Annotated in this window: 11 protein-coding genes and 1 tRNA gene; 7 read left to right on the forward strand and 5 right to left on the reverse strand. The window is 66.2% G+C overall.

Annotated features, from left to right (window positions below):
• Positions 1–65 precede the first annotated feature (65 nt).
• On the reverse strand, positions 66–254 hold the full coding sequence (locus tag VJ897_RS03980; protein ID WP_324053476.1) for a DUF6324 family protein: 189 nt from the start codon (positions 252–254) through the stop codon (positions 66–68).
• A gap of 2 nt (positions 255–256) precedes the next feature.
• Between VJ897_RS03980 and VJ897_RS03985 the strand changes: the two genes are divergently transcribed.
• The 7 genes from VJ897_RS03985 (at position 257) to VJ897_RS04015 (ending at position 4,778) form a co-directional block, all read left to right on the forward strand.
• Positions 257–457 (forward strand): hypothetical protein, encoded by a 201-nt coding sequence (locus tag VJ897_RS03985; RefSeq protein ID WP_324053477.1) that lies wholly within the window; start codon positions 257–259, stop codon positions 455–457.
• A gap of 203 nt (positions 458–660) precedes the next feature.
• Positions 661–737: transfer RNA gene (locus VJ897_RS03990), tRNA-His, on the forward strand.
• A 59-nt stretch (positions 738–796) separates the two neighbouring features.
• A complete protein-coding gene (locus tag VJ897_RS03995; RefSeq protein WP_324053491.1) occupies positions 797–1,828 on the forward strand; it encodes an RluA family pseudouridine synthase in 1,032 nt (343 codons plus the stop codon).
• Between the two features lie 220 nt (positions 1,829–2,048).
• Positions 2,049–2,945, forward strand: a complete 897-nt coding sequence (gene rpoH / locus VJ897_RS04000) for an RNA polymerase sigma factor RpoH (protein ID WP_324053493.1) — start codon at positions 2,049–2,051, stop codon at positions 2,943–2,945.
• 222 nt (positions 2,946–3,167) lie between these two features.
• Positions 3,168–4,142: a Gfo/Idh/MocA family protein gene (locus VJ897_RS04005; protein ID WP_324053479.1), complete on the forward strand. Its 975-nt coding sequence runs from the start codon at positions 3,168–3,170 to the stop codon at positions 4,140–4,142.
• 24 nt (positions 4,143–4,166) lie between these two features.
• On the forward strand, positions 4,167–4,481 hold the full coding sequence (locus tag VJ897_RS04010) for a DUF4389 domain-containing protein (RefSeq protein WP_324053481.1): 315 nt from the start codon (positions 4,167–4,169) through the stop codon (positions 4,479–4,481).
• A 27-nt stretch (positions 4,482–4,508) separates the two neighbouring features.
• On the forward strand, positions 4,509–4,778 hold the full coding sequence (locus VJ897_RS04015) for a DksA/TraR family C4-type zinc finger protein (protein WP_324053484.1): 270 nt from the start codon (positions 4,509–4,511) through the stop codon (positions 4,776–4,778).
• 251 nt (positions 4,779–5,029) lie between these two features.
• Here VJ897_RS04015 and VJ897_RS04020 read toward each other — a convergent pair whose 3' ends face one another.
• The 4 genes from VJ897_RS04020 to VJ897_RS04035 form a co-directional block, all read right to left on the reverse strand.
• Positions 5,030–6,844 carry a M3 family oligoendopeptidase gene (locus VJ897_RS04020; RefSeq protein ID WP_324053486.1) on the reverse strand — a complete coding sequence of 605 codons (1,815 nt, stop codon included), beginning with the start codon at positions 6,842–6,844 and terminating at the stop codon, positions 5,030–5,032.
• 61 nt (positions 6,845–6,905) lie between these two features.
• Positions 6,906–8,492 (reverse strand): ATP-dependent DNA ligase, encoded by a 1,587-nt coding sequence (locus VJ897_RS04025; RefSeq protein WP_324053488.1) that lies wholly within the window; start codon positions 8,490–8,492, stop codon positions 6,906–6,908.
• Positions 8,489–9,499, reverse strand: a complete 1,011-nt coding sequence (locus tag VJ897_RS04030; protein ID WP_324053489.1) for a ligase-associated DNA damage response exonuclease — start codon at positions 9,497–9,499, stop codon at positions 8,489–8,491. Before VJ897_RS04030 ends, VJ897_RS04025 begins: the two co-directional genes overlap by 4 nt.
• Positions 9,500–9,539: 40 nt before the next feature.
• Positions 9,540–9,870: serine aminopeptidase domain-containing protein (locus VJ897_RS04035; RefSeq protein WP_324053490.1), on the reverse strand; the 331-nt coding region annotated here is incomplete at its 5' end.

Raw genomic sequence — 9,870 nt, forward strand, 5'->3', positions numbered from 1 at the left:
CCCTGTCCGCATCCGGGCAAGCCTGCCCGATGCGGGGGCGACGGCGCAAGCCCCGCCGGACCAGGTCACTTTTCCAGCGCGCGTGCCCCCTTGGCGGCGGCGGTGATTTCCTCGGCGATTTCCTCTGCCTCCTCGGGCGAGAAATCCATCGGAATTTCCATGCCTTCGGAGATCACGAACAGCCGCACCATGCCCTTGTCCGTGGGCCCGATCTGGAGGTTCGCCTCGATGTCGCGTTCGGTGTTTATGCCCATTGGTGTCGCTTCTCCTTGCAAGCTCGGCCTCTACCGCCAAGACCCATGTTTGGCAAGAGGGGGCCGTGTTTCTCGGGATCGTGCAGCATGTTGGATTGGACCCGTTCCAGGTCGGGGACTGGGGCCTGTTCGGGGACCTGGGCTGGGTCATCAGTGGTTGTGGATCTGCATCACAGTCGGGCTCGATGCGGCTTGCCGCGTGATGCGGCGGCGGCCCCGGGATAACCATCGGGCGGCTTGCAACCGCCATGCCCGGTCGGGGTGGCGGATCACCGGCAGCCGCCCGGTGCGGTCCTTCGGGGTCGGCCGGATCGGACGCAGCCTGCGAAATCCGCCTTCGCGCGGGTGTGCGGCGCCCGAAACCCCCTTGCATTTGCCAGACCGCGGGGCTAATCCCCCGGCCAGTGCCGCCTTAGCTCAGTAGGTTAGAGCGCTAGATTGTGGATCTAGAGGTCCCCCGTTCGAGCCGGGGAGGCGGTACCATCAGACCTCTTTCCCGCCAATGACCGGTCGTGTCGCGAGACCGGCGGCCCGAGGACCCGATGCCCGAAACCCGCCTGACCTTCGAGATTCAGCCCGATCCGCCCGCACGGCTGGACAAGGCCCTGGCCCGCGACGTGCCGGCCGATGCCGCGCTCAGCCGGTCCCGCCTGGCGCGCCTGCTCGAAGATGGCGCCGTCGCGGTGAACGGAGAGATTGTCACCAGCGGCAAGGGCCGGGTCGGCGCGGGCGACCGCGTGGTGCTGACCCTTGCTGCCCCCGCCGAAAGCCACATGGGCGCCGAACCGATCCCGCTGGAGGTCGTCTTCGAGGACGCGGAGCTGATCGTCGTGAACAAGCCCGCTGGCATGGTCGTGCACCCGGCCCCCGGCACGCCCGGCGGCACCCTGGTCAACGCGCTGATCCACCACTGCGGCGACAGCCTGTCGGGCGTCGGCGGCGAGAAGCGCCCGGGCATCGTGCACCGCATCGACAAGGACACCTCCGGGCTGCTTGTCGCCGCCAAGACCGACCGGGCCCATCACGGCCTGGCCGCCCAGTTCGAGGCCCACGACGTGGACCGCCATTACCGCGCGATCTGCCACGGGGTGCCCGACGCCAGCGACCCGCGTCTGCGCGGACTCAGGGGCACAAGTTTCGAATCCGGTAACGTGCTGCGCATCCAGGCCGAGCTCGCCCGCCACAAGCACGACCGCCAGAAACAGGCCGTGGTCCGCTCTGGCGGGCGCCACGCGGTGACCCGGGTCCGGATCGTGTCCGCCTTGTGCAGGCCCCCGGCCGCCGCGCTGGTGGATTGCTGGCTGGAGACCGGGCGCACCCACCAGATCCGCGTGCATATGGCCCATGTCGGCTATGCCCTGATCGGCGATCCAGTCTATGGCGGGCGGCGCAAGTTGCCGGTCGCCGCGGCGGGCGAGGCTGGCGCCGCGGCGGCGCGGGCCTTTCCCCGCCAGGCCCTGCACGCGGCTACGCTCGGCTTTACCCATCCCGTCACCGGCGATCGGCTCAGCTTCGAGGCGCCGGTGCCGCCCGACATGGCCGGGCTGCTGGCCGTGCTCGATCCCGACGCATAGGCCGACGGAACCTCGCATTTGGCGACAATGCGCGGTAAAATCTGATCGGATGTGCGTGAGCGCAGCGAAACAAGCGCCGTTTTCGGCTGCGCCCTCCCGACGGAACGTCTAGAATTCACCCCGTAAGTCTTGAATTGGCCGTTATCGCGACCATATTCATGTTAACCCCATATACATCCCAAGGGGACGCGACATGAGCAACGCAGAAACGACAACGAACCTGAGTGCCTATGCCAACCTGCCGGCACCCTCGCCGGAACAGGGCCTGAACCGTTACATGCAGGAGATTCGCAAGTTTCCCCTTCTGGAGCCGGAAGAGGAATACATGCTGGCAAAGCGGTGGGTCGATCACGAGGACACCGAAGCGGCCCACAAGATGGTGACCAGCCACCTGCGCCTGGCCGCCAAGATCGCCATGGGCTATCGCGGCTATGGCCTGCCGCAGTCCGAGGTCATTTCCGAGGCGAACGTCGGCCTTATGCAGGCCGTGAAGCGTTTCGATCCCGAAAAGGGTTTTCGGTTGGCCACCTATGCCATGTGGTGGATCCGCGCCTCGATCCAGGAATACATCCTGCGGTCCTGGTCGCTGGTCAAGCTCGGTACCACCAGTGCCCAGAAAAAGCTCTTCTTCAACCTGCGCAAGGCCAAGGCCCGCATCGGTGCGCTCGAAGAGGGTGACATGCGTCCGGAAAACGTCGAGCGTATCGCCCATGACCTGGGCGTGACCGAGGACGAGGTCATCAGCATGAACCAGCGCCTCTCTGGCAGCGACGCCTCGCTCAACGCGACCGTCGGTCAAGAGGGCGAAGGGTCCATGCAGTGGCAGGACTGGTTGGAGGATGAAGGTGCCAACCAGGCCGAGGACTATGCCGAGAAAGATGAACTGGACGCGCGCCGCGAATTGCTGGCCGAGGCCATGGATGTGCTTAACGAGCGCGAGCGCGACATCCTCATGCAGCGCCGCCTGGCCGAGGAGACAGTGACGCTCGAGGACTTGTCGTCGAAATACGACGTCAGCCGCGAGCGCATCCGCCAGATCGAGGTCCGCGCCTTCGAGAAGTTGCAGAAGAAGATGCAGCAACTCGCGCGGGAGCGAGGCATTGTCCCGGCGGCCTGATCCGCCCCATGGCCCTGGACGGGGTCGCACCGATCATGGCCGCGCCCCGTTTCCGTTTCCAAGCTGTCCGGCAAGGCGGAAACACGCTGCTCTGGCATGTGGTCACAGGCGAGGGCCGTCCGCACGCCACGACTGGGCACAATCCATCATCTGCCCCGGTCGGGACCTCCCTTTCCCATCCCGGGCGTGATCGCTAACATGCGGGCCAAAGGGAGGACCGACATGACCGAACCGATCCGCTGGGGTATCCTGGGCGCTGCCAGTTTCGCGCGCGACCACATGGCCCCTGCCATCCACATGGCCGACAATGCCGAACTGGCCGCCCTGGCCACGTCGGACCCCGCCAAGGCCGCGCCGTTCCAGGCGATTCAGCCACGGGTCCGGGTCCATGACAGCTATGAGGCCCTGCTCGCTGACCCGGGTATCGACGCCGTCTACGTGCCGCTGCCCAACCACCTGCACGTGGAATGGACCAAGAAGGCCATGGAAGCGGGCAAGCACGTGCTGACCGAGAAACCCATCGCCTTGAAGGCCGACGAGATCGACGCCCTGATCGCCCTGCGCGACAAGACCGGCCTGCTGGCAACCGAAGCCTACATGATCGTCCACCATCCGCAATGGCGGCGGGCCCGCGAGATCCTGCGGTCGGGGGGCATCGGGACCCTGACCCATGTCGAGGGGGTCTTCACCTACAACAACGCCGACGATCCGGCCAACGTGCGCAACGATCCCGCCAAGGGCGGCGGCGGCATCCCCGATATCGGTGTCTACACCTACGGCAGTACCCGTTGGGCGACAGGGCAGGACCCGCGCGAGATCACCCATGCCGACCTGGCCTTCGAGAACGGCGTCGACGTGCTGGCCCGGGTTTCGGCCCGCTTCGAGACCTTCAGCGCGCATTTCGTCAACTCGATGCGCCTGCATCCCTTCCAGGAGATGCTTTTCATGGGCGATACCGGCTGGCTGCGGCTGACGGCCCCCTTCAACCCGCTTGTCTACGGCGAAGCGAAGCTTGAGGTGCGCAATCGCGAGTCAGAGTGGACCGAGCGTTTCCCCTCGGATTGGCATTACAAGCTGCAGGTCGAGAATTTCGGCCGCACGATCCGCGACGGCACCGCCTATCCCTGGATGCTGGAGGATGCCCGCGGGACCCAGTCCATGATCGACGCTGTTTTCGAAAAGGGCGGACGGGGCTAGACTGGGGCGACAGGAGGAATCGCCATGCCCGACCCCAACGAGTTCGACGACGTGATGCCCGAGAACACCGCCCGGCCGGCCCCCGCGGGCCCGATCTCGGAAAACCTCTTCACCCGGCTCATCTACATGATCATCATCGCGATCATGCTGTCCTTCGCCGGTACGATCATCGGCATCCTCGCGGTGATCCAGTTCGTCCTGACGCTGGTCAACAACAAGGTCCCGAACGACCGCGCCGCCGATTTCGGAACGACCATGGGCATGTGGGTGGCCAAGGCCGCTCGCTACCAGGCCTTCGCCTCGGAAGAGAAGCCCTGGCCTTGGACCGAGTTGGACTGACCTGGGGACGCAAGGGAGGGCAGGCGAATGGCGGGAGGATGGTCGCGCGACGGTGCCGTGAGCGAACAGATCGAAGCCTCGATCGGGGATGAACTGGCCCGTCTCAAGGCCCGGCCCAGCCACAGCGGCGAAAGCCTGGCCCATTGCGCCGAATGCGAGGAGCCGATTCCCGAAAAGCGCCGCGAGGCTATCCTTGGCGTCATACTCTGCATCGACTGCGCGTCCGAGCGTGACCGCAGAAATGTCCCGCGCGGCGGCGTCAACCGGCGCGGGTCGAAGGACAGTCAGTTGAAATAGGGGCGCTGCCCCTCTTGGCCTGCGGCCAATTCACCCCGGGATATTTCCGGCCAGAAGAAGCAACGGAGTGTTAACCTTGACGCGCGATGGTGGAGCCGCGGTACAGGCGGGGACGCCGATGACCGCGCCAGGAGACGCACGCACGGTAGCGTTTCGCACGGGGGACGACTTTGCGCGTCCCCCGTGTTTCTTCTGGCGACAAATATCCCCGCCGGAGGCTCCGGACGGGGCAGCCGTGCCCGGCGGGCCGGTCAGTCTTCCATCGCCTCCAGCTCGTCGATCATGCCCTCGATCATGCTCAGGCCATTGTCCCAGAAGGCCGGGTCGGAGGCGTCGAGGCCGAAGGGTGCCAGCAACTCGGAATGATGCTTGGACCCGCCCGCCTTGAGCATCTCGAAGTATTTCTCCTGGAAGCCCTCGGGCGCCGCCTCGTAGGCGGCATAAAGCGCGTTCACCAACCCGTCGCCGAATGCATAGGCATAAACGTAGAAGGGCGAGTGGACGAAGTGCGGGATATAGGCCCAGAAGCTCTCGTACCCCTCCATGAACTCGAAGACGGGACCGAGGCTTTCGCCCTGCACCGACATCCACAGGGCGTTGATGTCGTCCGGTGTCAATTCGCCGCCGCGGCGCGCCTCGTGCAGCTTGCATTCGAAATCGTAGAAGGCGATCTGGCGGACCACCGTGTTGATCATGTCCTCGACCTTGCCGGCCAGTAGCACCTTGCGTTCGGCCTGGCTGGGCGCTTCGGCCAGCAGCTTGCGGAAGGTCAGCATCTCGCCGAAGACCGACGCCGTTTCGGCCAGCGTCAAGGGGGTCGAGGACAGCAATTCGCCCTGCTGGGCGGCCAGCACCTGGTGCACGCCGTGGCCCAGTTCGTGCGCGAGCGTCATCACGTCGCGCGGCTTGCCCAGGTAGTTTAGCATCACGTAGGGATGCGCGGTGCTGACCGTGGGGTGGGCGAAGGCGCCCGGGGCCTTGCCCGGCTTGACCGGCGCGTCGATCCAGCCCTTGTCAAAGAAGGGCTGCGCGAGGTCGGCCATCCTCGGGTCGAACCCGGCGTAGGCGCTCATCACCGTCTCGCGCGCCTCGTCCCAGTCCACGATGCGGTCGCTTTCCATGGGCAGGGGCGCGTTTCGGTCCCAGACCTGCATCTTGTCGAGACCAAGCCATTTGGCCTTGAGCTTGTAATAGCGGTGCGACAGCCGCGGGTAGGCCGCGACGACCGCGTTGCGCAGTGCCTCGACCACCGGTGCTTCCACGTCGTTGGCCAGGTGGCGGCCTGCCTGCGGGCTGGGCATCCCGCGCCAGCGGTCCTCGATTTCCTTTTCCTTGGTCAGGGTGTTGTGGACCCGTGCAAAGAGGCTGACATTCGCGCCAAAGACCCGGGCCAGTTCGCGCGCGCCCTTTTCGCGCCTTGCACGGTCCTGTTCGGACAGCAGGTTCAGCGTCGCCTCGATGCCCTGCGCCTCGCCGTCGATCTCGAATTCCAGCCCGGCGATGGTTTCGTCGAACAGCTTGTTCCAGGCCGAGGCCCCCACGACGGACTGATCGTGCAGGAATTTTTCCAACTCGTCGGACAGCTGGTAGGGCTTCATCTTGCGGATGCGGTCGAAAACGGGCTTGTAGCGCGCCAGGTCGGGGTCGGCGGCAAGCAGGTCTTGCAGCGCCTCCTCGTCCAGCCGGTTGAATTCCAGCGACCAGAAGACCAGCGGCGTGGTAAAGCTCGTGATCCGGTCCTGGCAGTCCGATATGAACTTGGCCCGTTCGGGGTCGGTCGTCTTCTGGTAGTAGCGCAAGCCGGCAAAGGACATGATGCGCCCGGCGATGATGTCGATCTGCTCGTAGCGTTGCACGGCCTCCAGCATCTGCGCCGCGTCCAACTCGGCCAGCTTGCCTTCGTAGTCGGCGGCAAAGCTGCGACAAGCCTCTTCCAGCCAGTCGAGGTCACGCTTGAGCGCGGGCGCGTCGGGGTCTTCGTAAAGATCGCTCAGGTCCCATTCGGGCAGGTCGCCCAGCGGCCGCCCCCCGCTGGCGTTGGCGTCGAATACCGGCTGTCTGGTCATGTGGGCCTCTCCTTGTTCGGGTTTGTCCCTACTTATGAGCGCGCCCCCGGCTTGACCAGTGCTAGCCGTAGCGCGCCAGCATCTCGTGCAGGTCGGCCAGGGTGTTGATCTCGGCCAGCGGCTTGTCGTGGCGCCAGCGGGCCATGCGCGGAAAGCGCACGGCGATGCCCGACTTGTGGCGCGGGCTTTCCTGGATGCCCTCGAAAGCGATCTCGAAAACCAGCGCCGGCGGCACCTGCCGGACGGGACCGAAGCGTTGCAGCGTGTTGCGGCGCACCCATTGGGTGATCTGGCGAAACTCGGCATCGGTCAGCCCGGAATAGGCCTTGGTGAAGGGGGTGAAGCCGTCGCCGTCGCGCACGGCGAAGGTGAAATCGGTGAAAAGGTTGGCACGGCGGCCCGACCCCGATTGCGCGTAGATCATCACCGCGTCCACGGTCAGCGGGTCCACCTTCCATTTCCACCAGTCGCCTTTCTTGCGGCCCGACAGGTAGGGCGAGGCGCGCCGTTTGATCATCAACCCCTCGGCGTTGTGGTCGCGCGAGTCGGCGCGGATCCGGGCAAGGTCATCCCAACTCTCCCCTGTTACCTCCGGCGACAGGCGCAGAGGCGCGTCCGTGGGCAGGGCGGCGGCAAGCGCGTCCAGCGCCGCGCGGCGATCCTGCAAGGGGGTCTCGCGGATGTCCTGCCCGGCCTGTTCCAGCAGGTCATAGGCCATGAGGACCACGGGGACCTGTTTTAGCAGCTTTTTGGGCACGGTCTTGCGCCCGATCCGCTTTTGCAGCGCGTTGAAGGGCAGGGGGCCGTCGCGCCAGGCCAGCACCTCGCCGTCGATCACCGTGCCCGGCGGCAGGTAATCCACCAGTTGGCCCAGTTCCGGGAAGCGGTCCGTCATCAATTCCTCGCCGCGTGACCAGAGGTAATGCGCGCCGCCGCGCAGCACCAGTTGCCCGCGGATGCCGTCCCACTTGCGGTCAATGACCCAGTCCGAGGGTGGGCCGAGCGCATCACGGTCCTCCAGCTGGTAGGCGAGGTAGAACGGGTAGGGGCGGCTGAGGTCGGCGCTGGGGTCATGCGCCTCGATGAGCGCGGCCCAGCTGGTGGCCTCTGGCGTCCAGGCGCCCATAAGCTTGTGGGTCAGGTCCGCCTCGTCCTGTCCGGTGGCCTGCGCCAGCGCACGCGTCATCAGTTTCTGGCTGACCCCGATGCGGAACCCGCCGGTCAGAAGCTTGATGAAAAGGAACCGCTCGGTCCGGTCAAGGCTGTCCCATGCGGCGAGGATGCCGGCCTTCTGCTCCAGCTCGTCAAGTTTCGACAGGCGCTGCAATTCGCCGATCCACTGCGACAGGGGCAGGTCGGTCTCCGTTTCCGGGGGTGGCAGGACCAGGGCGATGGTCTCGGCCAGGTCGCCCACCACCGGGTAGCTTTCCTCGAACAGCCACAGCGGGATGCCCGCCCGTTCGGCGGCCCATTCGCGCAGCCGCGTCGTGGTGATGACCCGGCGCGGGCGCCGCCCGGAAAACAGCGCCACGCACCACAGCTTGTCGGCATCCTTTGCCGTCTCGAAAAAGGCCGCCATGGCCGCGACCTTTGCGGTTGTCCTGGTGGTCTGGTCCACTGTGGTGAATAGCCGGGCGAAATCCTTCATTCGGCCAGGCCCCCGTCCAGCGTTTCGCCGTCATATTCGGTGCGCACGATTTTCGCGTCATAGCCCTGGTCCGCCAGCCAGCGGCGGAACGGGCCGGTATAGCCGTGGGTGACGAAAACCCGCTCGGCCCCGGTGGCGCGGATCGCGTCGTTCAGCCCGGTCCAGTCGGCGTGGTCAGAGACGATGAAGCCCCGGTCGGCCGCGCGCCTGCGTCGCACCCCGCGCAGGGCCATCCAGCCACTGGCAAAGGCGCTCGATTGCGGCTTGAACCGACGCGCCCAGGCCGAACCGAGCGCCGAGGGTGGCGCAAGGACCAGCGCGCCCATCCGCGATTTCACGTCGGTTTCCGGTGTGACCAATTCGGTGGCGGGCAGGGCGATGCCCTGGCCGCGCAGCACGGCATTGGTATTCTCGATCGCGCCATGGGTCAGGATCGGGCCGATCTCCGGATCGACCAGCCGCAGCAGCCGTTGCGCCTTGCCCAGGGCGTAGGCCCCCAGCAGCGAAAACCGCCCCGCGGCGGCATTCCCGGCCCACCAGGCGTTGATCCGGTCGGCCAGCACGTCCTGCGGGGTCCAGTTGAAGACCGGCAGACCGAAGGTGCATTCGGTGATGAAGCTGTGGCAGGCAACCGGCTCGAACGGCTCCGACAGCCCGTCGTCCACGGTCTTGTAATCGCCCGAGACCACCCAGACCTCGCCGGCCACCTCGATCCGGATCTGCGCCGACCCGGGCACATGGCCCGCCGGGTGGAAAGATACCGTGGCATCGCCGATCCGGGTCGGGGTTGTAAAAGCTGTTGTCTGAAGGTCGATGTCCGCGCCCAGCCGATGGCGGATCACAGGGGCGGCGGCCTTGGTCGCCATGTAGCGGCCCATCCCCGCGCGCGCATGATCGGCGTGACCGTGGGTGATCAGGGCCCGGGGCACGGGTCGCCAGGGGTCGATCCAGAAATCGCCCGCCGGGCAGTAGATGCCGGCCTTGGTGAAGGTCAGAACCGCACTCATGGACCAGTTCTAGCGCCTGCCCGACCCCGGTAAAGCGGGGTCAGGCGGCCCGTCGCTGGGGATCGTCGAAAAGCGCAACGCTGCGGTCGAAAAGCGCGTTGCGCAAGGCGGGCTTTTCGAGGATCACCTCGTGCTTGCCACCCTCGAGGACCACCAGTTCGCCTCTGGGCCAGCTGGCCATGCGGTCGCGGATACGGGCGGTGTCGACGATCTGTTCGTCCGAGCCCAGGAAACAAAGACAGGGCAGGTCGGGGGCCCGGCGCCGGGACAGGGTGCGCGTCTCGGTCAGGGCTTCGTGCAGCCAATGCAAGGACGGCCCTCCGAGACCAAGCGCCGGGTCGGCCTGCACCTGTTCCTGCAACAGGGCGAAC

Source organism: Salibaculum sp., assembly GCF_035270045.1.
GTDB lineage: Bacteria > Pseudomonadota > Alphaproteobacteria > Rhodobacterales > Rhodobacteraceae > Salibaculum.

What these genes read in the sequence shown, in the direction of transcription:
- VJ897_RS04030 (WP_324053489.1), bottom strand. Translation starts at nt 9,499, where the DNA reads ATGAGTGCGGTTCTGACCTTCACCAAGGCCGGCATCTACTGCCCGGCG.
- VJ897_RS04025 (WP_324053488.1), bottom strand. Translation starts at nt 8,492, where the DNA reads ATGAAGGATTTCGCCCGGCTATTCACCACAGTGGACCAGACCACCAGG.
- VJ897_RS03995 (WP_324053491.1), top strand. Translation starts at nt 797, where the DNA reads ATGCCCGAAACCCGCCTGACCTTCGAGATTCAGCCCGATCCGCCCGCA.
- VJ897_RS04020 (WP_324053486.1), bottom strand. Translation starts at nt 6,844, where the DNA reads ATGACCAGACAGCCGGTATTCGACGCCAACGCCAGCGGGGGGCGGCCG.
- VJ897_RS04010 (WP_324053481.1), top strand. Translation starts at nt 4,167, where the DNA reads ATGCCCGACCCCAACGAGTTCGACGACGTGATGCCCGAGAACACCGCC.
- VJ897_RS03980 (WP_324053476.1), bottom strand. Translation starts at nt 254, where the DNA reads ATGGGCATAAACACCGAACGCGACATCGAGGCGAACCTCCAGATCGGG.
- VJ897_RS04005 (WP_324053479.1), top strand. Translation starts at nt 3,168, where the DNA reads ATGACCGAACCGATCCGCTGGGGTATCCTGGGCGCTGCCAGTTTCGCG.
- VJ897_RS04015 (WP_324053484.1), top strand. Translation starts at nt 4,509, where the DNA reads ATGGCGGGAGGATGGTCGCGCGACGGTGCCGTGAGCGAACAGATCGAA.